This is a genomic window from Actinoplanes sp. NPDC023714, assembly GCF_040639855.1.
Classification (GTDB): domain Bacteria; phylum Actinomycetota; class Actinomycetes; order Mycobacteriales; family Micromonosporaceae; genus Actinoplanes.
In genome coordinates this window covers 97,373-120,460 of record NZ_JBFAAR010000013.1, presented here as the reverse complement: position 1 = coordinate 120,460, position 23,088 = coordinate 97,373, and the positions used below count along the sequence as shown (strand labels likewise).

Sequence of the window (23,088 nt, the reverse complement as noted above, 5' to 3'; positions counted from 1 at the left end):
CGGAGAATCCCTTGAGACTGCTGCGCACAGCGGTCGCAGGGCTGGTCGCGGCGGGCCTGCTGGTGACAGCGCCCGCCGCCCCGGCCCGGGCAGCCGACTCCTACACCTTCACGAACACCGTCAATCCGATCCTGAAGGACGGCTCCTACTACTCGGCCGACCCGGCGCCGCTCGTCGCGGACGGCAAGCTGATGATCTATACCGGTCACGACGAGGCCGGTCCGGCGGTCAACGACTTCATCATGAACGAGTGGGGCGCGTTCACCACGAGCGATGTCGCCGGTGGACAGTGGACCCACTACCCGTCCCTCATGCGCCCGGAGGCGGTGTTCGGCTGGGCGACCCCCGGCCGCGCCTACGCCGGGCAGGTGGTGAAGGGCCCGGACGGCCGCTACTACTGGTACGTCCCGGTCAGCGAGCGTGACTCGACCGCGGCCAACAGGTTCGCGATCGGCGTGGCCGTCTCGGACACCCCGACCGGCCCGTGGACCGACCACGTCGGCGGCCCGCTGATCTCGCAGCGGACGCCGACCGCCAACACCATCGAGAACATCGACCCGACCATCCTGGTCGAGGGCGACCGGGTCTTCCTCTACTGGGGAACGTTCGGGCAGCTGCGGTTCCTGGAGCTGCGGGCGGACATGAAGACCCCGGTCGGGACGCAGGCGGCGGTCTCCGGGCTGACCGGCTTCTTCGAGGGCGCGTGGCTGTTCCAGCGCAACGGCACCTACTACCTGGCGTACGCCGGCAACAACGCCGGACCCACCTCGGCCTGCACGCCGGCGAACTACCACGCGTGCATCGCCTACGCCACGGCGACGTCGGCGAGTGGACCGTGGACCTACCGCGGCACGCTGCTCACCCCGGTCTCGTCGACGACGAGCCACCCGGGCATCGTCGAGTTCGACGGGCAGTGGTACCTCGCCTACCACACCGCGGACGCCGCCGGCGGTGGTCATTTCCGCAGGTCGGTCGCGATCGACAAGGTGGAGTGGGACGACACCCAGACGCCGCCGCGGATCAAGCAGGTCGTGCAGACCCCGGCGAAGCAGGCCGATCGCACGCCGCGCGCCAACATCGCCCAGGCCGCGAAGGTCACCGTCTCGAACGACCCGGTCCCGACGCAGTACTGGGTGAAGGCGCTCAACGACGAGATCGTGCGCCCCAACCCGCTGCCGCCGGACATGTGGGGCACCTGGACCGGCAGCAACCCGCCGCAGCAGTGGGTGCAGTACACCTGGGACCAGCCGATGCGGATCTCCGGTTCGCAGATCGAGTTCTGGAACGACCAGCCGCAGGGCACCGGGGTCGGGGTAGCGGCGCCGGCCAGGTGGAGGATCCAGTACTGGGACGGTTCCTGGCGCGACGTCCCGAACCCGAGCGGCTACGGCACCGGCACCCAGGGTTTTCAGGACACGACGTTCGACGCGGTGACGACCACGCAGGTCCGGGCCGTGCTCGACGCGTCGACGAACGGCAGCACCTACTCCGCGGTCGCCGTGGAGGAGTGGAAGGTGCTCGCCGAGCAGCCCGCCGCGGTGACCGCTCCGGCGATCACGGTCGAGGTGGGGGAGACCGATCTGCCCGGGACGGTTCCGGTCACGTTCGGCGCGTCGACGCTGCGGATCCCGGTCTTCTGGGACGGGCTCACGGCGGCCGACGTGGCGCAGCCCGGCTCCGTGACGGTCGCCGGCAGCGTCCTCGGCTACGCGGGCGGCCGCATCGACGCGACGGTCCAGGTGATCTCACCGGGCGACACCGAGGGCGACGAAACCCCGCCGTCCGTCGTGGTCACCCCGAGTGGGTCGGCGGGCGCCGCCGGGTGGTTCCGCTCCCCGATTTCGGTACGGGCGGCAGCCACCGATGATCGCGGCGGCCGGATGACTGTCGCGATCGCGATCGACGACGCGGAGCCGCTGGTCACGACCGACACGCGGTCCGCCACGGCCACGGTGGCGGGGGACGGCCGGCACACGGTCACCGCGACCGCCACCGACCGGGCCGGCAACAGGTCGTCGCCGGCCCGTGCCGACGTGAACATCGACGCCACGAACCCGGCCGCCACCGCCTCCCTGGCCGACCGGCGTGTCACGGTCACGGCCACCGACGCCACCTCCGGCGTCGACCGGATCGAGTACGCGATCGGAACCGGAGCGTGGACCGTCTACTCCGGGGCGATCGCCGCGCCGGACGCCGGGAAGCACACGGTCGGCTACCGGGCCGTGGACCGGGCCGGCAACACCTCGCCGGTCGCCACGATCGTCATCCCGGCCGACCTGTCCGCGCCGCTGACCGGCAACGTCGGGCCGATCGCGGTGCCGACCGCGTCGTACACGGCCGGCTGGAACGCGGTCACGGCGCTCAACGACGACAGCGACCCGGCGAACCCGTCGCAGGCACAGATCTGGGGCACCTGGTCCGGCACCCGGCCGGCCACCCAGTGGATCCAGTACGACTGGTCCCGTCCGATCCGGATCACCGGCGCCGAGCTGAAGTTCTGGCGCGACGCCAACCCGGGCACCGGTGACGGTGTCGCCGCGCCGGACGGCTGGAAGCTCCAATCCTGGGACGGCGCGGCCTGGCAGGACATCCCCGGCACGTACGGGACCAGCACGACCGCCTTCAACCGGGTCGAGTTCCCGGCCGTGACCACCTCACGGTTGCGGGCCGTGGTGTCCGCGAACGGCAACGGCAGCACCTATGCGGCCGTCGCCGTCACCGAGTGGCGGGTCTTCGCCGACGAGTCCGCGCCCCTCGCCGTCACGGCGCAGTCCCGGTGCATCGGTGGCAAGGCCTACGTCGCGGTGACCGCGCGCAACGCATCCGCCTCCTCTCTGGACGTCGGGCTCGTCACCCCGTACGGAAAGAAGGCCTTTGATCGGGTCCTCTCCGGCGCCAATGCCTATCAGTCCTTCCCCTCCCGGGCCGCGTCGATCCCGGCCGGAACCGCGTCGGCCAACGGCGTGACCGCGTCCTACCCCGCCATCACCTGCTCCTAGGAGATCTCCATGAAAGCAAGAGTTCCCGTCGCGCTGGCCTGCGTCCTGGCCGGCGCCACCGCCTTCCCGGCCGCGGCGCTCGCCGACCCTTCCCCCGGTGAGGCCCAGGTCGAGGTGACCGTCGACATCACCGAGATCGAGGAGCCGGGCGTGCTCGCCCTCACCGTCGCCGGCACCGCCGCCTCGCTGACCGAGAACGGCTCCGACCTCACGGTCCGGCGCTTCACCGGCACGCTGCCGACGGTCACCGTGACCGACACCCGCACCCTCGAGGAGATCCCGGCCGGCTCGGCGTGGGCCGTGCTCGGTTCGTCGAGCGACTTCACGGCGCCCGGCCTCGACCCGATCAGCGCCGAGCACCTCGGCTGGAAGCCGCGCCTGCTCGACGGCGGCGACACCGGCCTGGTGGCCGAGGGTGAGGAGGTCGTGCCGGTGCTCGACGAGGAGACGCAGCCCGGCAACAACGTCGGCCTCGTCGACCAGGAGCTGCTCGTCTCCACCTACGACTCGTCGGCGGTGACCGGCGGCTCCTACACGGTGAACGCCGACCTCAACCTGCACACGCCGGCGGACGTGGCGGCCGGCTCCTACAAGTCCACGCTGACCCTGTCCCTTTTCGAATGACGTTGTGGCGGGGGCCTTCCGCGGCCCCCGCCTTCCCTCGTTTGTGGAGTCGCCATGCGCCGTGTCGCCGCCCTGCTCATCGCCGCCGCTGCCGTCGTCGTGCCCGCGACTCCTGCCGTGGCCGCGTCCTCCTCTGCGGACACCACCTGGACGGTGCAACCCGCCACCGCCGCCGGGCCGGACGGCCGCCGCTGGGTGGAACGCACCCTCGACCCCGGCCAGACCGTCACCGAGCACCTGGCCGTCCGCAACTTCGGCGCGGCGCCCGCGTCGTTCCGGCTGACAGCGGCCGACGGCTACCTCACCGACAAGGGCCGCTTCAACATGCTGCCCTCGGACACGCCGTCGACCGACGGCGGAACCTGGATCACCGTGCAGTCCACCGTGGACGTCGGCGCCGGCGAGACCGAGGTCGTCCCCTTCACCATCACCGTCCCGTCCGGCGCCACCCCCGGCGATCACCCGGCCGGCATCGCCGCCTCGGTGGCCGGCCGGCAGGGGACCGTGCAGGTGGAGAGCCGGGTCGGTTTCCGGGTCCTGCTCCGGGCGTCCGGAACCGTCCAGCCCGCCGTCTCCGTCGATGACGTGTCGACCACGTATGCGCGCTCCTGGAACCCGTTGAGGCCGGGCGTTCTGACGGTCTCCTACCAGGTGGCCAATACCGGAAACATCCGTATGTCGGTGGCGGATGAGGTGCGATCCTCGGAGCTGTTCGGCCTCCTCTCCGCCTCGTCTCCCGGCTCGGTCGCCACCTCCGGCGCCGCGGCCGCTCCCGGCGACATCCTCCCCGGCGGCAGCCGCGCCGGAACCGCCCGGGTCGAGGGCGTCTGGGGCTTCGGCCGGGTATCGACCACCGTCGCCCTCACCGCCGAAGCCCCCACCTCGGTGACGGTGACGACCTGGGTGATGCCGTGGCCCCAGCTGTTCCTGGCCCTGGCCGTGGCCGCTCTGCTCCTCGCCGCGCGAGCCGTGAACCGCCTCCGCCGCCGTCGCCTGGAGGCGCTGCTGGCCCAGGCCCGCCTCGAGGGCGCCCGAACGGCCTCCTGACCGCGCCGCACCGTGGCTGTGACTCATCGTGTCGCGGCCGGTCTCAGCACCGTTCGTCGCCGGCTGTAGCCCATGGCTGTCCGCGCGTCGTCTTCGGTCAGCCATACGCCACAGCCGGCCGTGCCCCCGGCTCTGCCGTTCAGTCCGGCTGTACCACAGGGCGACATTTCGGGCGAGGCCGCGCCGTCGTCAGGCCTGGCTGTACCACAGAGCGACATTTCGGGCGCGAACTCAGCCCTGCCGTACAGCCGGACCGGCATCCGTGTCCCGGCTGCAGCCCATCGCTGCCGACACGCCGACGAGACAGCAACGTGCTGCAGCCCGCCCCACCCGGCTGCAGCACGTTGTCGTGATCGCATGCTTTCCGCAGCGCTGCGCTGCAGCCGACCCTTGTCGCGCCCGGCCGAACGCGCGCTATGGCATCAGGGTGGTCCGCTGGATGCGTACGGCCCGGGGCGCGCGAACGGCGAAAGCGGCGCTACGGCCCGGTGTGGCAGGACCTCGCCCGGCGTCCCCAACTCGACCCGGCAGACGCCGCCGGCGCGCAACGGCCCGGGATCGCGGCCGCAAGCAAGGGCCGCGCGGGCCGCAAGCATGAACCCCGTAGCCATGCGCTGCAGCCGACGTCTTATCCGGCCGCAGCGCATCTCCGTGTAGGCCTTGTGTCGCGGGCTGCAGCCCAGTGCTGCGCGGTCTTGTGCCTGGCTGCAGCCCGTCGCTGTCTCGCGATCGCCCGGTTGACCACAACGGGGCGTGCGCTGCCCCGACAGCGCACGCCCCGCCTCCTCCACCGGTCAAGCCGGTGCCTTCCGGTCCGGCCGGCCCCTTCCTTACATCAGGCCAGGGGCAGCCAGACCCGCATCGTGGACGGTCCCCGCGACGCCCAGTCGTGGTACGGCCGCAGCGTCACCGGCACCCCCTCGGCGGCGATCACGTCCGGGGACTCGGTGCCGTAGGGCCACGGCGACTCCGGCGGCTCGACGATGCGGCAGGTCACGCCCACCCCGCCGGCCACGTCACCGATCTCCGCCCTGGCGTCCAGCCGCAGCGCGTCGACGGCCACGCCCGGGGGCAGGTCGACCGACTCGGCGCAGTAGACCACCGGGCCTCGTTCGACGACGGCGCAGCCTCGTACGGAATCGATCCTGGAATCCGGGGCGGTGAGCCGCGGCCGGACCGCGAGATCGAGCACGACGGTGTCGCCCGGCGTGAAACGCCGGCGCAGATGCAGCAGGCCGGGGGAGACGGGGGCGCCGTCGAGCGTCGCCTCGGTCGCCCAGTGCGGAACGCGCAGCGTGAGCGTCCACGGCTCGGCCGGCGACTCGGTGATCGTGACGGCGACCCGCCCGCTCGCCGGATAGTCGGTGTCGACCTCCAGGGCGATCTCCCCGACCCGGATCGTCGAGGCGGCATATTGGTGGATCTGCACGCCCGAGTCGTCACATGTGGCGATGTAGGCGGCCAGGCCCGCGAAAGTTCTCGCCAGGTTCGTCGGACAGCACGAGACCGAGAACCACGGCGCCCGCAGCGTCGACGCGGCCCGTGGCACGAGCTGGTCGGCCGGCGGCTCGGTTCCGAGGACCCGCTGGTGCAGCGTGTTCGTGTAGAAGAACCGCGTCCCGTCGTCGGACGGCGAGGTCGCGATCACGTTGAACAGCGTCCGCTCGATCAGGTCGGCGTAGGCCGGGTCGCCCTGCGCGAGCAGCAGCCGCCAGGCGAGCATCACCGAGCCGACCCCCGCGCACGTCTCGGAGTACGCCCGGTCCGGCGGCAGCACGAAGTCCTCGCCGAACGCCTCGTCCTGATGCCGCGAGCCGATGCCGCCGGTGATGTAGATCCGCCGGGCCACGGTGTTCCGCCACTGCCGGGTGACCGCGTCGAGCAGGGCGTCGTCGCCGGTCTCGACCGCGACGTCGACGGCGCCGGACGCGAGGTACATGGCCCGGACGGCGTGCCCGCGGAAGACGGAGGCCGACTTGACCGGGACGTCGTCCTGGAAGTAGGACCGCCCGAACTCGATGTCGTCGAGAACCTGGTTGCCGCGCCGCTCGACGAAGAGCCTGGCCTGCTGCAGGTAGCGATCGTTTCCGGTCACCCGGTAGAGCTCGACCAGCGCCGGCTCGATCTCGGCGTGCCCGCAGACCGAGGCGATGCCGTCCGGGCCGAAGACGTCGCAGAGATGGTCGGCAGCGCGGATCGCCACCTCGACGAGCCGGTCCGTCCCGTACGTCCGGGCCCGTGCCACCGCCGCCTGGATCAGGTGGCCGTAGCAGTAGAGCTCGTGCCCCCACTCGAGATCGCTGTAGCGGGGCTGCTGGCCGGGCCGGCCGAAGTTGGTGTTGAGGTAGCCGTCGGGTTCCTGCGCGGCCGCGACCCGGGCGACGACCGCCTGGTAGCGGGCCTCCAGGGCCGGGTCCGGCCGGCGGCCCAGCTCCCAGGCCAGCGCCTCCAGGAACTTGTAGATCTCGCTGTCGGAGAACTCGCGGCCGCGGCGGGGCGCGCCGTCGAAGTTCGGCAGCCAGCCGGCCTTCTCCAGCCAGTGCTCGATGTGCGCGAGCGAGTTGGCGCGGTTGACGTCCTGGCGGCGCTGCCAGAACCCGGGCCGGAGGGTGACCTCGCGCAGCCCGAGTGGCCGGAGCTTGCCGTGGCTGGGAGCGACCGGAGCGCCGAGCCGCTGATCGATGACTTCGTTGATCGTCACTGGAGTGATCACCCTTTGAGAGCGCCGGACATGAACCCGCGGACGTAGTGCCGCTGGAGGGCGAGGAAGAGCAGCACGCAGGGCAGCGCCAGCACGACCACGCCGGCCTCCGTCGCGCCGTAGTCGACGATGCCCATGACCTGCTGGCGCATGTTGGCGACGGCGAGCGGGAGCGGCGCCTTGTCGGAGTCGCTGATCAGCACGAGCGGCGTGATGAAGTCGTTCCAGGCGGCCAGGAACGCGAACAGGCCGACCGTGATGAGGCCGGGTTTGACGGCCGGGACGAGGACGTGCAGCAGGGCCCGGAACGATCCGCAGCCGTCGATGAGGGCGGCCTCGCGCAGCTCGTTCGGGATCGACTCGAACGAGATCCGCATCATGAAGACGGCGAACGGCAGCTGGAACATGGTGAGCACGAGCGCGAGACCGACCAGCGAGCCCTGCAGCCCGAGGTCGTTGAGCAGGACGTAGAGCGGGATCAGCAGGGTCGCGTACGGCACCATCAGGATCGCGAGGGTCACCAGGAACAGCACGTTGCGCCCGGGGAACGTGAACATCGCGAACGCGTACCCGCCGAGCACGCTGACGATCAGCGTGAACAGGACCGTGAGCACCGAGACGACCGTCGAGTTGATCAGGTACTGCCCGATGCCGGCCTGGTAGTTCGCGAGGGTCTCGTAGTTGCCGAAGCCCCAGCCGTCGACCTGCGCGGTGCCGGCCTGCGGGCTGACGCTCGCCACGGCGGCCCAGGCCAGCGGGAAGAGGAAGATGATCGCGAGCGCGCCGGCCAGGACGTTCTGCGGGATTCTCACCCAGGACATCAGCTCTCCTTCTCCCGCAGCCCACGAAACTGGATCACGTTGACCACGAGCAGCGCGGCGAGCACGAGGATCGACAGCGCGGCGGCCTTGCCGAGGTTGTTCTGACCGAAGAAGGCCATGTTGTAGACGAGCTGCACGATGGTGACCGTGCTGTTGTCCGGCCCGCCCTTGGTCAGGATGTAGAACTGGTCGAAGGCGAGCATCGAGCCGGTGACGCAGAGGATCGTGCAGAGCGCCAGCGACGATTTGAGCAGCGGCAGTGTCACGTACCGGAACGTCTGCCAGCGGCCGGCGCCGTCGAGACGCGCCGCCTCGTACACATCACCGGAGATCCCCTGCAGCCCGACCAGCAACAACAGCATGTAGAAGCCGGCGAAGCGCCACACGATGAGCGCCACCGTCGACCAGAGTGCCGCGTTCGGCGTGCCGAGGAACGAGTCGATGCCGAGGAAGCCGAGCGGGGTGCTCTGCGGCGAGTAGAGCGCGTAGAAGAGCAGCGACGCCGAGGCCAGGCCGAGCGCGCTCGGGATCAGGAACGAGGTGCGCAGGAATCCGGTCCACCGGCTGGACTCCTGGACCAGCATCGCCAGCGCCAGTGCGAGTCCGATCAGGATCACGGTGGTGACGACCGTGTACTTCACCGTGAACCACACCGCCGGCCAGAACAGCCGGTCGTCGAGCACGTCGGTGAAGTTCTCCGGCGCGTTGATCCCGCGGTTGCCGGCGAACAGCCCCCAGTCGGAGATCGACATCTGCCCGACCAGCAGGATCGGCGCCACGAAGAAGATCAGGACGAAGAGGGCGGTGGGCGCGGCGTAGGCCCATCCGGCCATCTGGGGCTTGCGTCGTCGGGGTCGGGGCGCCGGTGGCGCTATCGCGCCTTCCGGCGGCTTGGTGAGGGTCGTTGCAGGTGCCATCGCTTGCGCTTCCTTCGATGTACGGGCGGAGCGGCGCCGGCTGCGTGCCGGCGCCGCACCAGCGCCTCTACTGGCCCAACACTCCGGTGATCGCGCTGTTGTCGTTCGCCAGTGCCCCGGCGTCGCCGTAGACCTGGTTGCGGAACAGGGTCACCCAGGGGCTGCCCGGGGCGTTGAACGCCTGCTGGAAGTTGACCGCGTACGGCGTCTTCGACTGCGGCTCGCCCGCCACCTTGTTGATCAGGGCGATCCGCGGGTCCTTGGCCGAGTACTGGTTGTCGGCCAGGTCGGTGCGGGCCACCGTGCTGTCGTTCGCGGCGAGCACGCCGACCTGCGCGTCCTCCGAGGTGAGCCAGGCCAGGAAGTTCCACGCCTGGTCGCTGAGCTTGGAGTCCTTGGAGATGCCGATGCCGTCGCCGCCGACGAAGGTGGACTGGCCGCCGCTGACGCCCGGGATGCCGGTCACGCCGACGTCGACGGTCTCGGCCGCCGTCTTCAGCAGGGTGGCCGGGTACGGCATCACGCCGATCTTGCCCTCCTGGAACGCGGCGACCCAGGTGGCGCCGGTCTCGTCCTTGGAGCCCGGGTCGACCGCGCCGGCGTCCTGCAGCTCCCGCCACGTCGAGTAGACCTTCTGCGCGGCCGCGCCGTCGAGCAGTGACTTCGTGCCCTCCGCGTCCATGACCTCCTCGCCGCTGGCCCAGACCATCGGGAACCAGGTGAAGACGTTGCAGCCGCCGCAGTTGCCGCCGAAGAACGTGCCGTAGGTGTCCGGCTTGTTCAGCTTCTGCACGGCCAGGGCCTGCGTCTTGAACTCGTCGAGGGTGGTCGGGCCCTTCTCCGGGTCGAGGCCCGCCTCCTTGTAGAGCTCCTTGTTCCAGAACATCACCGAGAGGTCGAGGACGAACGGCAGGACGTATTTCTTGTCCTCGTACGTGCCGGCGTCGATGTGCCCCTTGTTGATCTGGTCGGCGTACGGGAGCAGGCCGATCCGCTCGGTCATGTCGGCGAACAGGCCGGCCTTCGTCCAGTTCGGCACGTAGACGATGTCCGCCGCGAACAGGTCGGGCAGGTCGCCGGAGCCGGCCGCCGCGCCCACCTTCGCGACGTAGTCGTCGTTCGGCACGATGGTGAGCTTGACCTGGTTCTTGTGCGACTTGTTGTAAGCGTCGACGAGCGCCTTGGCCTGCAACTCCAGCGGCGCGCGGGTCCAGAGCGTCAGCTCCGAGCCGTCGTCGGTGCCGGTCGCCGTGACCGCTCCGGACGAGCCGCTGCCCTCATCGTCGTCGCTCGATCCGCAGGCCGCCATGGCAGCGATCAGGCCGAGTGCCGCGACGGAGGCGACCGCTCTGCGGTAGCCCCGGGTTATCCGTGTCCTCACTGTAGTCCTCCTCGAAACCGCGTTTCGGACTTATGTTTCGGAGTTGCCGCGATATGGGCTACGCTGGCTGCTGCCCGACGCGGTAGATCAGCAGGTAAAAGCGGTTGGGTCGGCAGGCTTTCAGGACTGCCGAAAAGGTTTTCAGAAACGTAATGCTGTGGAGATTTTCTTGTCAAGAGGTTCGACAGTGGGCGATGCACCGGCCGACAATCGTCCGGATCGGAGGCGAGGCTTGGACACCATGGGGGCGGCGGCCAACCGTGCCGTCACGCTGCGCGACGTCGCCCGGCTCGCCGGCGTCTCCGTGGCGACGGCGTCGAAGGCGCTCAACGGACAGCCCCAGGTGCGGGCCGAGACGCGGGCCCGGGTGGTCAAGGCCGCCGAGCAGCTGTCGTTCTCACCCAACACCCTCGCCCAGGGCCTGATCACGCAACGTAGCGGCACGGTCGGCCTGCTCACGTCCGACCTGGAGGGTCGCTTCTCGATACCGATCCTCATGGGAGCCGAGGACGCCTTCGGTTCCGACCAGACCTCGGTCTTCCTCTGCGACGCCCGCGGTGACGCGATCCGCGAAAAGCACCATCTCCGGGCCCTGCTGTCCCGCCGCGTCGACGGCCTCATCGTGGTGGGCGCCCGCCCCGACCAGCGCCCGTCCCTGGGCCGCGACCTGCCGGTACCGGTCATCTACGCCTACTCGCCCTCCGACGACCCCGCCGACCTCTCCCTCGTCACCGACAACATCGGCGGAGGCCGACTGGCCGTCGACCACCTGATCCGCTGCGGCCGCCGCCGGATCGCCCACATCACCGGCGACCCGGGCTACGGCGCCGCCCAGGACCGTGCCCGCGGCGCCCTCGACCGCCTCTCCGAGGAGGGACTCTCCCTGGCCGGCGGCGAGGTCTGGTTCGGCATGTGGTCCGAGGCCTGGGGCCGCGGCGCCACTCGCATGCTCCTCGACCGCTGCCCCGACGTCGACGCCATCTTCGCCGGCTCCGACGAGATCGCCCGGGGCGTCCTCGACGTCCTCCACGAGGAACGCATCGACGTCCCCTCCAAGGTCGCCGTCATCGGCTTCGACAACTGGAACGTCCTCGCCGCGAACGCCCGCCCACCCCTGACCACGGTGGACCTCAACCTCGAACAACTCGGCCGGATAGCAGCCCAGCGCCTCTCCGCGGCCATGGACGGCACCCTGACCTCAGGGGTCGAAACCCTCCCGGTACGCCTCGTCACCCGCGAATCCACAACCCCCCTCCGCTGACCGTGATCCGCGCCCTCTTCGCGGCTCTGGCCCGCCGTCGACGGCCGATCCTGATGGCCACGGCCGCTCTGGTGGCGGCCGCCGTCCTCGCCCCGGCACTCGGCGCCGACCCGGATCTGCCGGCGCCCTGGCTGGTCACCGCCGGGACCGCGGCCGGCCTCCTTTACGCGCTCGCTCCGCTGGCGCCGTCGATGCGCCGCAGCCCGGCCGCGTTCGAGCGGGACGGCCACTCCTTCCGCACCCCGCCCTCGGCCGGCCCGGTGATCGCCGGCGTGGCCCACCTGTCCTGGCTGGGCGTGGCAGCCCTCCACCCCGCCGAATCGGGCGTGCTGCTGGTGTTGTTGTCGGCCACCCTCCTCCTCTATCCGCGAGCTCTCTGGCACGGCGTGCGCCTGACCCTGACCCCGGACGGCCTGCACGACGAGAAGTTCGCGGGCACCGTGACCATCCCCTGGCGAGCCCTCTCCGCGGTCACCACCTTCGACCCGCCGCTGGACCCGGCGGCCGGCCTGGACCGGGCCACCACGCGGGTCCGGCTGTCCTTCACCCGCCCCGAGCTGGTGACGACCACCGGCTGGACGGTGAACCGCCGCACCCTCGAGTTCGCCGGCACCGATGTGGCGTTCGTCGCCGCGGCGATCCGGCACTACCTCGCCCACCCCGAGGACCGTCAGCTGATCGGCACCGCGGAGGGACACGCCCGCCTGCTCCCCGGAGCAGGCGCACGGGCCTCGTGACCGCTCGCCGGCCTCCGTACTTCTTCTCTGCCGCGACCCCGCTCATCCGGTCCTCCTCGTTGTGATCCGCCTGCGTTGCTTCGCTGGGGCCCATCTTGGCGGAGGCGGCATGACAGGGGCCTAACAGCCTTTGTTCGGCTGGTGTCATGTGCTTCCTGCTTTGCTTCGATCCGAGCGCGAATCCGCGGCAGGGGCGGGGCGCCATGCGGAGGGCGGGGAGGATCTGTCGTGGGGCGAGCATCGAGCAGGGCGGCGACGAGCCGGGACGCGCCCGGGGTGACCATGCACCGGACGCGAAAGGCGCGCAACGGCCTCGAGCAGGCAGGCGCCCGCGTCGTGGATGCGGGACGGGTGATCCTGCGGTCGGGGGCGGCGGGACCCCTCGTACCCATGATCGGAAATCCACCCGGGGAGCGGAGGAAAAATGTCATACCCCGTCCCTAGGTTCTCGGGCATGGTTTCCGCGGCGTACTCGTACCTCGGCTCGTCGACACTGGACGGCGGCCTCACCCTCCAGACCTCTGGTGGTCCGGCGGCGCACCCCCGTTTCTTCACCGGTTTCCTCACCGATCCGGGCGCCGCGGCGACCGGCCTGCTCGCCGTCGCCGAGGTCGCGCGGACCCGATATTTCCGGCCGGTGAGCCCGGCCAGCCTCGACCCGGTGGTGACCGCCGGGTCGGACAGGCTGCGCTTCGAGTCGTTCTCCGGATGCTGCGGTGTCTACGCGCGACTCGACGTGCTGCCGGGCGGGCTCGACGGCGAGATCCTCGCGCACGGCACCACCAACGTGGACGTCAATCCTCCTCTGCAGCGCGCGCTGACCAGGGTGGGGAAGACGGATCCGCTGCACGTCGCGGTCGGTCCCGACGATCTGACCGTCACGACGTTCGGCGGTGAGCTGGTCGAGCGCAGGGTGCCGCTGCCGTCGCGCTGGCTGCGCGGGTTCGCCGAGGCGCAGGTGATCACGTCCCGGTTCGACGCGCGCGCCGAGCTGAGCATCGCCGACGCGCGCACGCTGCTGCAACGCCTCTCGGCCACGGACAGGTCGGTGCTCTGGGCGGTTCCGGCCGGGCGCTCGCTGCGGCTCACCTCCCGGCCTCTGCCGGGCGCCATCTGCCTGCCGGGCGCCGGGCGCCTCGTCGCTTTGAGACCCTTCCTCCGGTACGCGGGGAGGCTCACCGTCCATGGACCCGCCGTCGCCGCGGGGAGCGGTCCGGTCGCCAGCACGTGGGAGCTGAGCACGCCGACGCTGCGGTTGTCGCTGACGCTGTCCCCGGAGCCCTACCGCGGGTTCTCCGGCGAGGGGGCCGTCCTGGAGTCCCTGGCCGGCGACGAGGCGGCGGACGACGCCGAGCTGATCAGCGCGCTGCTGTCGTGGGACCCGGCCATCGACGTCGCGGTGCTGGTGTCGGAGTCCGGGCTCGATGCGGCCCGGGTGCGCGACGCGCTGACCCAGCTCGGGACGGCCGGCCGGGTGGGATACGACGTGGCCGAGGCCGGCTACTTCCACCGCACCCTGCCCTATGCGGCCGACGTCGTGGCGAAGATGAACCCGAGGCTCGCCGCAGCGCAGGCGCTGGTCGAGGCGGGCGCGGTCACCACCGGCGCGGACGTGTCGGCGGTGCGCAGCGGCGACGAGGTCTACCACGTGCGGCACGAGGCGTTCTCCTGCACGTGCGCCTGGTGGGCGAAGCATCGCGGCGAGCGCGGGCCGTGCAAGCACGCGCTCGCCGTCCGGATGGTCGTGACCAGGTCCGGGGTTCCGGCATGAGCCTGACCTGGCAGGAGATCCACGCGTTGGCGCGCCGCAACGACCGGCCCGGCATGGTCCGGCTGCTCCGGTCGGCGACCCCGGCCGAGCGCGCCGCGGCGTTCCCCGTGGTCGCGGCCGCGGTGAAGGCGATGACCCGCGAACCCGAGATGGGCGCGCGGACGATCTACGCGATGGCCGTGGTCGGCACCGCGCCGACGGCGGCGAAGGCCGTCCCGGTCCTGCGCCGGCCGTCGCTCGCGGCGTGGAACTGGCAGGCCGGCGACGTGTTCCTGGCCCTGGCCGCGGCGCTGGAGCTGGCGTGGATCGGCGAGCTGGGATACCGGCTGGCCGAGCGGCTCCCGGCCCGCGATCCGTGGCCGGACGACTGGTTCTTCGCGGCCGCGCTGATGCGGGGCGGCGGCGTGACACCGCCGATCGCCGAGGGAGTGGTCCGCGGCTGGGTGCGCTCGCTGGTCCGGCCGTGGCGGCCGGGCCGACCGGTTCCGCCACTGGTGCAGCGGTTGCGCGACGACCCGTGGCGCGACGTGCTGCTGCCGGCCGTCTTCGAGATCGACGCCATCGGCGCGGAATTCGGCGCGGCCGACGGCCTCGGCGGGCGGCCGCGGCTCCCGGAGGCGGTCGCGGCGCTGGTCGGCGAGGGAATCCTGGAACGCAAGACGATCCTGGCCGCCGTCGTGGACCGGCTCCTGCGGGGTGGGCGGCCCCACGCGCTGCGCGGCTTCGTCCTGCTCCACGACGCGCTCGCGCCCACCGTCGACGAGCTGTCGACCCACGCGCTCGACTACGCACGATTGCTGGCGACCGGGTCCGGCCCGGTCGCGGCGCTCGCCCAGCGCGGTCTCCGGGCCGTCGACGACGCCGGCCGGCTCGAGCGCGACACCCTGCTGCGGGCCGCCGCCGAGACGCTGCTCCGGACCGAGAAGACGCTCGTCAGAGCGCAGCTCACCTGGCTCGACCGGGTCGTCCGCCGCGATCCGTCCCGGGGTGCCGAGGTGCTGGTGGCGGTCGCGGGGGCGTTCGGGCACGGGGCGCTCGACGTGCAGGAGAGGGCGCTCGACCTGGTGTCGAAACACCGATCACTGCTCGACGCGTCCGCGGCGGAGGCGGTCGCCGCGGCGGCGTCCTCGCTCGGCGACGATCTGCCCGGGCGGGCGGCGCGGCTCTTCGGCGGCGGTCCGGTTGCCGATTCCCCAGCCGATTCCGCAGCCGATTCGCCTGCCGATTCCCTAGCCGATTCGCCTGTCGCTTCGCCTGCTGATTTTTCCGCCGCCGCGCCGGGACGCGAGGGCGGCGTGGGGATGCCTGCGCCTGTCGCGGAGATGCCGGGGCCGATCGCTGATGCCGCCGAGCTGGCCGGGGAGGTGGCGGGGCTGATTCACGAGCAGTCCGCGGTCGGGTGGGAGCGGGTGCTGGCCGGGCTGGTGGCGCTCTACGCCGCCGGTGAACGGGAGGCTCTGGCGGCGATGCTGCTGCCGGTTGTCGACCGCCATGCGGGCTGGTTCGAGCCGAACCGGTGGAACGCCGGCTCGCCGTTCGTGGGCCTCGGTCTCGCCATCCGGGTCGCGACCGAACCGGGCGGTGGTGCCGAGCGGGCGCTCCAGGATCTGGCGATCGCGGTGCGGATCGCGTGGCAGGAGGGCAGGCGAGGGCTGCCCGGTTCGTCGTTCTCGACGCGGCCCGACGGGGTGCTCGCGCTGCGGGCCGCCGAGGTGGCGGTTCACCTGGTCGGGACGATGGTGCCGATGACGGTCGCGACGCCGACCCACGTGAACGGCAGCATCGACGCCGAAGTCCTGCTCGCCCGGCTGTCCCGTGCCGAGGCGGAGGGGTGGCAGCCGTGGCCGTTCGACTTCGAGCAGGCGCTGCTGCGGATCCCCCGCGACGCCGGCGATCTCGTGACGGCCCGGGCGGCGAAACTCACGTCGCCGGCGGGACGGCAGTTCGCGCAGTGGCTCGCCGGTGGCGGGTTGCCCGATCCGATCAGCGAGCCGGTGGTGCAGCCGGGGGAGCGCGGGCGGGACGGCGGCCGGACCCGGGACGCGCCGGTGCCGCGGCGGGTCGTGGCCTCGCTGCGCCCGGCCCGCGACGGTGGGCTGCGCCTCGAACGGCAACTGCTCACGCTCACCCCGGCGAAGCACGCGGTCTCCACGCCCGGCGACTTCGACGGTATCGAGGACATCCTCGCCATGGTGCTTCCTCATCACCGTGAGGTGGCGGCGGCGTGGGCCCTGGGCGACATCGCCTCGCTGGCCGATCAGAACCGGCGGGGCGCCGGCCGGCTGCTCCCGCTGCTGGCCGACTGCACCGGTCCGGTGGGGCCCGCGATGGCGTATGCGCTGGCCTACGCGTTCGCAGCGAAGCACGAGCCGGACCGGGCCGCCGCGGCCGACGCGTTCCTGACGCTGGCCGCGGGGAGGGGTGCGGGCTCCGGTTCGGCGGCGGGCCTCGACGCGGGCTCCGGTTCGGTGGCGGGCTTCGACCCGGGCTCCGGTTCGGCGGGAGGCCTCGACGCGGGCTCCGGTTCGGCAGCGGGTCTCGACGCGGGCGCCGGCTTCGGGCCGCCGGCGAGATCCGGCGAGGGCGCGGGCTTCGCCTCCCTGGTGGGTGCCGCACTGGCCGACCTGGCGAGCGACGGAACGATCAAGATGACGCGAGTCCTGCCGGCGCTCGCCGACATGCACCGCGCGGGTGCGTCGGTGGCGGTCTGGGAACTGCTGACGGCCGCTCTGCCCCCGCTGCTCCCGACGACCGCCCGGACGGTTCCCGATCTGCTCGAGCTCGCCGGCCAGGTGGCGGTCGGGCTCCGGCTCAAGGGCGACCTCGTTCCCGGGCTGGCCGAGATCGCCGGGCGTGGCGGCACGACACGGGTGGTCAAGGAGGCGAAGCGTCTGCTGTCGATACTCAGCGCCTGACTGCGGGAGCGCCCGGCCCTCGGGGGCCGGGACACCGGGCCGGCCACGGCCCGGGCCATGGGGCCGGGTCACGGGGCCGCCGGGTCACGGGGCCGCCGGGTCACGGGGCCGCCGGCTCACGGGGCCGCCGGGTCACGGGGCCGCCGGGTCACGGGGCCGCCGGGTCACGGGGCCGTCGGGTCACCGGGCCGGGCCATGGGCCGGGTCACGGGGCCGCCGGGTCACCGGGCCGGGCCATGGGGCCGGGTCACCGGGTCCCGTGGCGGCATACGGGCGAACGCCGCCATACGTTCGCCGGCCGCTATGTGATCAAGATGTGGGTCCGCCATGAGCGCGGATCGTCTGCATGAGCTTGAACTCCGTGCCACGATGGGCGAGTTGTGCTAATAAACGGTCCGGAGTGGGAGAGATGAGCGAACACGTTTCCGACAGCACCGAGTGGCAGAGCCTCCAGGGGCTCGCGGAGAAGTTCTCGGCGGTGCACCTTCGCGACCTGTTCGGCAGCGACCCGCAGCGTGGTACGCGCTACGCCGCCGAGGTGGCCGACCTGTACGTCGACTACAGCAAGAACCTGGTCACCGACGAGGTGCTGAGCGCCCTGTTCGCGCTGGCCCAGCGTGCCAAGCTGAGCGAGAAGATCACGGCGATGTTCGCCGGCGAGCACATCAACGTGACCGAGGACCGGGCGGTGCTGCACACGGCGCTGCGCCTGCCGCGTACCGCGCAGCTGACCGTCGACGGCCAGGACGTCGTCGCGGACGTGCACGAGGTGCTCGACCGGATGGGCGCGTTCGCCGACAAGATCCGGTCGGGGGAGTGGACCGGCCACACCGGCCAGCGGATCAAGACGATCGTGAACATCGGCATCGGCGGGTCCGACCTCGGACCGGTGATGGCCTACGAGGCGCTGAAGGACTTCTCCCAGCGCGACCTCGAGTGCCGGTTCGTCTCCAACATCGACCCGACCGACCTGTACGAGAAGACGCGCGACCTCGACCCGGCGTCGACGCTGTTCATCATCTGCTCGAAGACGTTCACGACGCAGGAGACGCTCACCAACGCGCGTGAGGCCCGGAAGTGGCTCCTCGCGGCACTGAACGACGACACCGCCGTGGCCAAGCACTTCGTGGCCGTCAGCACCAACGCCGCGAAGGTCGCCGAGTTCGGCATCGACACCGACAACATGTTCGGCTTCTGGGACTGGGTGGGCGGCCGGTACTCGCTCCCGTCCTCCGTCGGCCTGAGCGTGCTCATCGCGATCGGCAAGGAGAACTTCGCCGAGATGCTCGGCGGCTACCACGCCGTCGACGAGCACTTCCGCACCACGCCGATCGAGCGCAACGTCCCGGCGCTGCTGGGCCTGCTCAACGTCTGGTACGACACGTTCCTCGGCGCCCAGTCGCACGCGGTCCTGCCTTATGCGCAATATCTGCACCGCTTCGCCGCGTACCTCCAGCAATTGACCATGGAGAGCAACGGCAAGTCGGTGCGCCTCAACGGCGACCCGGTGACGTTCCAGACCGGCGAGGTCTTCTGGGGCGAGCCCGGCACGAACGGCCAGCACGCCTTCTACCAGCTCATCCACCAGGGCACGAAGCTGATCCCGGCCGACTTCATCGGGTTCAGCGTGCCGAACCACGACATCGGCGAGATGCACGACCTGTTCATGTCGAACTTCCTGGCGCAGACCGGCGCGCTCGCGTTCGGCAAGACGCTGGAGCAGGTCAAGGCCGAGGGCTCGAACGAGAAGGTCGCGCCGCACCGGGTCATGCAGGGCAACCACCCGACCACCACGATCCTCGCCGAGCGCCTCACGCCGGCGACGTTCGGGCAGCTCGTGGCCCTCTACGAGCACATCACCTTCACCCAGGGCATCGTCTGGGAGATCAACTCCTTCGATCAGTGGGGTGTCGAGCTCGGCAAGGTCATGGCGAACCAGCTCGCCCCGAAGCTGACAGCGGCGGACGCGCCGGCCGACGACGCCGACTCGTCGACGAACGCCCTGATCAAGAGGTACCGCGCGGCCCGCGGCCGCTGAAAAATGTCGTAGGTGGCCTCTAGGCTCAGTGCCGTGGAATCGAACACGGCACTGAGCCTTCGCCTTCGCAGCCTCCTGCTGACCGGTCCGGTGGACAGGACGGTCACCGAGGTCGTCGAATGGTTCGGCGCCATGCAGGCTCAAGACCTGAACAGCGTGCTGTGGTCGCTGGGCCTGCGCACCGGCGCGCCGCTCGACGAGATCGTCGCGGCCACCGAGGAGCGCCACGTCGTCCGCACCTGGCCGATGCGCGGCACGGTCCACCTCATCCCCTCCGCCGACGCCCACTGGATGCTCGATCTCACCGGCGTCCGCCAGCTCACCGGCGTGGCGAGACGCTGGGAATACCTCGGCCTCGACGAGAAGATCGCCAACCGGTCGATGGAGCTCCTCGCCGCCGCGCTGGCGAGCGCCGGCGGCCGCCTCACGCGATCCGCCTGCATGGCCGCGCTGAGCGAGGGCGGCATCGACGTCGGTGGGCAGAGGGGCTACCACCTTCTCTGGTACGCCTCACAGCGCTCACTCACCGCGATCGCGCCGAACGACGGGGCGGAGCAGACGTTCGTCCTCCTCGACGACTGGGTTCCGTCGCGGTTCACGCCGTCGTCGCGGGAGGAGGGCCTGGCGATCTTCGCGAAGCGCTACTTCCGATCGCACGGGCCGGCCACGGTCAAGGACTTCGCCGGGTGGACCGCTCTCGGCGTGCGCGACGCCCGGCTCGGGATCGCCGCGGCGGGCCTGGTCGCGGTCGACGTCGACGGCGTGGAGATGTGGGCCGACCCGGAGACCCTCGACGCCGCCCCAGGAAATCCCGACGCCGCCCGGGAAACCCGCGGCGCCGCCGCGGACAGGCCAGGCGCCGGCGCGGACAAACGCGGCGCCGCCGGGGACAAACGCGGTGCCGGCGCGGACAGGCGAGGTGCCGGCGCACGAGGGGATCACCGCGGGCGCTGGGCTCTGCCCGGGTTCGACGAGTACATGCTGGGCTACAAGGATCGTTCGCTGATGGCCTCCGCCGACCAGCTGGCGAAAATCATTCCGGGCGGGAACGGCGTCTTTCAATCGACGCTGGTCGAGGACGGGAAGGTGGTGGCCACCTGGAAACGGACGGTGGGGAAGAGGGCGGTCACCGTCACGGTGCTGCCCCACGTACCCATGGATCTTGTGAATTTCGAGGAAGCGCTGGGGGACTATGCCGCATATCTGGGGCTGCCGTTAATAGTTAAGAACCCTTGATATTTACGGATGTGAACGCCACTATGTGTGGCACACGTCCGCATGTGTCAGGGAGCCGTCATGGGTGTTCGTCGCGGTCTTGTCGCGCTGGTAGCCGGGGTGGGGGTGGCTCTCGGGGCGACGATGATCTATTCGCCGGCGGGTCAGGCCGCCGTGGCCTGCTCCTCGACGGTGTGGGCCGAGGGGGTGAGCTATACCGCGGGCCAGCAGGTCACCTATCAGGCCAAGCTCTACCAGGCCCTGGTGACGCACACGGCCTGGGCGGGCACCGGCTGGAACCCGGCCGCGACGCCGACGCTCTGGAAGGACCTCGGCGCCTGCTCCGGAACGACGTCGCCGTCCCCGTCGACCCCCGCGTCCCCGTCGTCATCGCCGTCGAAGTCACCGTCGGCCTCACCGTCCACATCGCCGTCGAAGTCACCGTCGGCCTCGCCGTCGGTGTCGCCGTCGAAATCACCGTCCGCGAGTCCGTCCACGAGCCAGCCCTCCTGCGCGATCAAGGGACGCCCGGCCGGCAAGGTCCTCCAGGGCTACTGGGAGAACTGGGACGGCGCGTCGAACGGCGTGCACCCCGGCATGGGCTGGATCCCGATCAACGACAGCCGGATCACGCAGCACGGCTACAACGTGCTGATGGCCGCGTTCCCGGTGATCCGCTCGGACGGCACGGTGCTGTGGGAGAACGGCATGGACGCGGGCGTGAAGGTCCCGACGCCGGCCGAGATCTGCGCGGCCAAGGCCCAGGGCGCCACGGTCCTCATGTCGATCGGTGGCGCGGCCGCCGGCATCGACCTGAGCTCGAGCGCGGTGGCCGACCGTTTCGTGGCGACGATCGTGCCGATCCTGAAGGCCGGCAACTTCGACGGCATCGACATCGACATCGAGACCGGCCTCTCCGGCAGCGGCAACATCGGCACGCTGTCGACGTCGCAGGCCAACCTGATCCGGATCATCGACGGGGTGCTCGCCGCGATGCCGTCGAACTTCGGCCTGACCATGGCGCCGGAGACCGCGTACGTGACCGGCGGCAGCGTCACCTACGGCTCGATCTGGGGCTCGTACCTGCCGATCATCAAGAAGTACCTGGACAACGGCCGTCTCTGGTGGCTGAACATGCAGTATTACAACGGCTCGATGTACGGCTGCTCGGGTGACTCCTACGCGGCCGGCACCGTCCAGGGCTTCACCGTGCAGACGCAGTGCCTCAACAACGGCCTGACGATCCAGGGCACGACGATCAGGATTCCGTACGACAAGCAGGTCCCGGGCCTGCCGGCGCAGCCCGGCGCGGGCGGCGGCTACATGACCCCGTCGCTGGTGACGCAGGCGTGGAACAGCGTCCCCGGCATCAAGGGCCTGATGACCTGGTCGATCAACTGGGACGGCTCGAAGTCCTGGACCTTCGGCGACACCGTGAAGGCCCTGCAGGGCCGCTGACGTCCTCTCCTCCGCAGCGCCGGCCCGGCCGTCCCGGGCCGGCGCTGCGATCATTGTGGACGCGGTCGCTATCGTGGAGATCGATGCAAGAGCTGATCGAGAGTGCCTCGTCCGGGCCGTGGGGCATCCTCGTCGGCGCCGCTTTCGGCGTCGTGGCCTCGGTGCTGTTCGAGGAACGCCTGCTGACGATCCGCAGGGGCACCGCCCGCCGGGCCCGGATGCTGCGGTCGAAGCTGCGGCGCGGCGAGCCGGACCGCTCCGACCTGTTCGCGCTCGGGCCGATCACCACCTCGATGCGCCTGGTCGAGGGCGACGGCACCCAGGTCATCGACGAGCAGCGGATCCGGATCATGGTGACGCCGCGGGCCGTCGAGGTGCCCGAGGAGATCCGGCCGTGGATCGACGAGGTGGCCGCCGAGCAGGAGGCCCGCCGGCAGCGCGGCGAGCCCGCGTTCTGGAACGGCCCCCGCTACGCCGTCGAGGGCCTCTCCATCGGCCGGTCGCCGATCGCCGAGCACCCGGAGATCTGCCTGCGCCTGCTCGAGTCCGACTACTACACCTTCCTGGCGACGCAGCAGCTCGACCGGCCGCTGCCCGGCGGCGGCACGCTGCGCGAGCGCTACCTCGACGGCGCCGACCCGGCCACCGCGCCGGCGTTCCTGTGCAGCAGCTTCGGGGCGAACGTCGCCCTGATCACCGCGGACGAGCAGCTGATCTTCGCGCGCCGCGGCTCCGGCGTCGCGACCCGGCCGGGCCTGTGGGGACCGTCGGCGAACGAGGCGCTGTCCCGGCATCTCGACTCGGACGGCCGGTCCGCGCCGGAGCTGTACCGGCTGATGCGGCGGGGGATCTGCGAGGAGCTGGCGATCGAGCCGGACGAATACCTGCTGGAGCTGCTGGCGTTCTTCGTCGACACCGAGCAGCAGCAGTGGGGCAGCGCCTTCGTCGGCTCGCTGCGCTCGGTCACGGCCGCCGAGGTGCTGGCCCGGCGATCGCGCGGCGTGCCGGACAAGTGGGAGAGCGAGGAGCTGAGGATGGTGCCGTTCCAGATCGGCCCGGTCCTCGAGTTCCTCGCCGCGGAGCACCGCGCCGGCACGCTCACGTCGTACCTGCCGGCCGTCGTGCACCTGGCGCTGGTGCACCGGTTCGGGCGGCGCGCCGTCGAACGGGCCGCCGCGAAGATGCCCCGCAGTGGTTGACTCG

15 protein-coding genes are annotated in these 23,088 nt (G+C 71.3%); 11 read left to right on the top strand and 4 right to left on the bottom strand.

The features are described 5' to 3' along the window. Window positions 1-11: 11 nt before the first annotated feature. Genes AB0G10_RS38520 through AB0G10_RS38510 form a run of 3 tightly spaced genes read left to right on the top strand, consistent with a single transcriptional unit; the run spans window position 12 to window position 4,670 of the window. The gene (locus AB0G10_RS38520) at window positions 12-2,999 is read left to right on the top strand and encodes a family 43 glycosylhydrolase (protein ID WP_360933754.1); all 2,988 of its coding nucleotides are present in this window, start codon (window positions 12-14) and stop codon (window positions 2,997-2,999) included. A gap of 9 nt (window positions 3,000-3,008) precedes the next feature. Then, window positions 3,009-3,623 carry a hypothetical protein gene (locus tag AB0G10_RS38515; protein WP_360933752.1) on the top strand — a complete coding sequence of 205 codons (615 nt, stop codon included), beginning with the start codon at window positions 3,009-3,011 and terminating at the stop codon, window positions 3,621-3,623. A gap of 54 nt (window positions 3,624-3,677) precedes the next feature. After that, the gene (locus AB0G10_RS38510; protein WP_360933750.1) at window positions 3,678-4,670 is read left to right on the top strand and encodes a hypothetical protein; all 993 of its coding nucleotides are present in this window, start codon (window positions 3,678-3,680) and stop codon (window positions 4,668-4,670) included. An 835-nt stretch (window positions 4,671-5,505) separates the two neighbouring features. On the opposite strand, the gene AB0G10_RS38505 is transcribed toward AB0G10_RS38510, so the two are convergent. The 4 genes from AB0G10_RS38505 to AB0G10_RS38490 form a co-directional block, all read right to left on the bottom strand. Next, on the bottom strand, window positions 5,506-7,371 hold the full coding sequence (locus AB0G10_RS38505; protein WP_360933747.1) for a beta-L-arabinofuranosidase domain-containing protein: 1,866 nt from the start codon (window positions 7,369-7,371) through the stop codon (window positions 5,506-5,508). A gap of 8 nt (window positions 7,372-7,379) precedes the next feature. After that, window positions 7,380-8,192, bottom strand: a complete 813-nt coding sequence (locus AB0G10_RS38500) for a carbohydrate ABC transporter permease (protein WP_360933745.1) — start codon at window positions 8,190-8,192, stop codon at window positions 7,380-7,382. After that, a complete protein-coding gene (locus AB0G10_RS38495; protein ID WP_360933742.1) occupies window positions 8,192-9,025 on the bottom strand; it encodes a sugar ABC transporter permease in 834 nt (277 codons plus the stop codon). Before AB0G10_RS38495 ends, AB0G10_RS38500 begins: the two co-directional genes overlap by 1 nt. 151 nt (window positions 9,026-9,176) lie before the next feature. After that, window positions 9,177-10,490 (bottom strand): sugar ABC transporter substrate-binding protein, encoded by a 1,314-nt coding sequence (locus AB0G10_RS38490; protein ID WP_360933739.1) that lies wholly within the window; start codon window positions 10,488-10,490, stop codon window positions 9,177-9,179. A 241-nt stretch (window positions 10,491-10,731) separates the two neighbouring features. Between AB0G10_RS38490 and AB0G10_RS38485 the strand changes: the two genes are divergently transcribed. The 8 genes from AB0G10_RS38485 to AB0G10_RS38450 all read left to right on the top strand — a co-directional run bounded on the left by AB0G10_RS38485 (window position 10,732) and on the right by AB0G10_RS38450 (window position 23,084). Beyond that, window positions 10,732-11,751 (top strand): LacI family DNA-binding transcriptional regulator, encoded by a 1,020-nt coding sequence (locus AB0G10_RS38485; protein ID WP_360934084.1) that lies wholly within the window; start codon window positions 10,732-10,734, stop codon window positions 11,749-11,751. A 53-nt stretch (window positions 11,752-11,804) separates the two neighbouring features. Next, the gene (locus AB0G10_RS38480) at window positions 11,805-12,488 is read left to right on the top strand and encodes a hypothetical protein (protein WP_360933736.1); all 684 of its coding nucleotides are present in this window, start codon (window positions 11,805-11,807) and stop codon (window positions 12,486-12,488) included. A gap of 454 nt (window positions 12,489-12,942) precedes the next feature. Beyond that, the gene (locus AB0G10_RS38475; protein WP_360933733.1) at window positions 12,943-14,259 is read left to right on the top strand and encodes an SWIM zinc finger family protein; all 1,317 of its coding nucleotides are present in this window, start codon (window positions 12,943-12,945) and stop codon (window positions 14,257-14,259) included. Further along, entirely contained in the window at window positions 14,256-17,174 is a 2,919-nt protein-coding gene (locus AB0G10_RS38470; RefSeq protein ID WP_360933730.1) for a DUF6493 family protein, read from the top strand. The genes AB0G10_RS38475 and AB0G10_RS38470 overlap by 4 nt, the downstream gene beginning before the upstream one ends. Before the next feature lie 409 nt (window positions 17,175-17,583). Then, entirely contained in the window at window positions 17,584-19,212 is a 1,629-nt protein-coding gene (pgi, locus tag AB0G10_RS38465; RefSeq protein WP_360933727.1) for a glucose-6-phosphate isomerase, read from the top strand. A gap of 33 nt (window positions 19,213-19,245) precedes the next feature. Beyond that, a complete protein-coding gene (locus tag AB0G10_RS38460) occupies window positions 19,246-20,448 on the top strand; it encodes a winged helix DNA-binding domain-containing protein (RefSeq protein WP_360933724.1) in 1,203 nt (400 codons plus the stop codon). A 60-nt stretch (window positions 20,449-20,508) separates the two neighbouring features. After that, window positions 20,509-21,885 carry a glycosyl hydrolase family 18 protein gene (locus AB0G10_RS38455; protein ID WP_360933722.1) on the top strand — a complete coding sequence of 459 codons (1,377 nt, stop codon included), beginning with the start codon at window positions 20,509-20,511 and terminating at the stop codon, window positions 21,883-21,885. Between the two features lie 83 nt (window positions 21,886-21,968). Then, window positions 21,969-23,084: a hypothetical protein gene (locus AB0G10_RS38450; protein ID WP_360933719.1), complete on the top strand. Its 1,116-nt coding sequence runs from the start codon at window positions 21,969-21,971 to the stop codon at window positions 23,082-23,084. Window positions 23,085-23,088 lie beyond the last annotated feature (4 nt).

Bases quoted from the DNA above. Each gene is read 5' to 3' on its own strand.
- AB0G10_RS38515 (WP_360933752.1), top strand. From the start codon at position 3,009: ATGAAAGCAAGAGTTCCCGTCGCGCTGGCCTGCGTCCTGGCCGGCGCC.
- AB0G10_RS38510 (WP_360933750.1), top strand. From the start codon at position 3,678: ATGCGCCGTGTCGCCGCCCTGCTCATCGCCGCCGCTGCCGTCGTCGTG.
- AB0G10_RS38500 (WP_360933745.1), bottom strand. From the start codon at position 8,192: ATGTCCTGGGTGAGAATCCCGCAGAACGTCCTGGCCGGCGCGCTCGCG.
- AB0G10_RS38495 (WP_360933742.1), bottom strand. From the start codon at position 9,025: ATGGCCGGATGGGCCTACGCCGCGCCCACCGCCCTCTTCGTCCTGATC.
- AB0G10_RS38485 (WP_360934084.1), top strand. From the start codon at position 10,732: ATGGGGGCGGCGGCCAACCGTGCCGTCACGCTGCGCGACGTCGCCCGG.
- AB0G10_RS38480 (WP_360933736.1), top strand. From the start codon at position 11,805: ATGGCCACGGCCGCTCTGGTGGCGGCCGCCGTCCTCGCCCCGGCACTC.
- AB0G10_RS38475 (WP_360933733.1), top strand. From the start codon at position 12,943: ATGGTTTCCGCGGCGTACTCGTACCTCGGCTCGTCGACACTGGACGGC.
- AB0G10_RS38470 (WP_360933730.1), top strand. From the start codon at position 14,256: ATGAGCCTGACCTGGCAGGAGATCCACGCGTTGGCGCGCCGCAACGAC.
- pgi (WP_360933727.1), top strand. From the start codon at position 17,584: ATGAGCGAACACGTTTCCGACAGCACCGAGTGGCAGAGCCTCCAGGGG.
- AB0G10_RS38455 (WP_360933722.1), top strand. From the start codon at position 20,509: ATGGGTGTTCGTCGCGGTCTTGTCGCGCTGGTAGCCGGGGTGGGGGTG.
- AB0G10_RS38450 (WP_360933719.1), top strand. From the start codon at position 21,969: ATGCAAGAGCTGATCGAGAGTGCCTCGTCCGGGCCGTGGGGCATCCTC.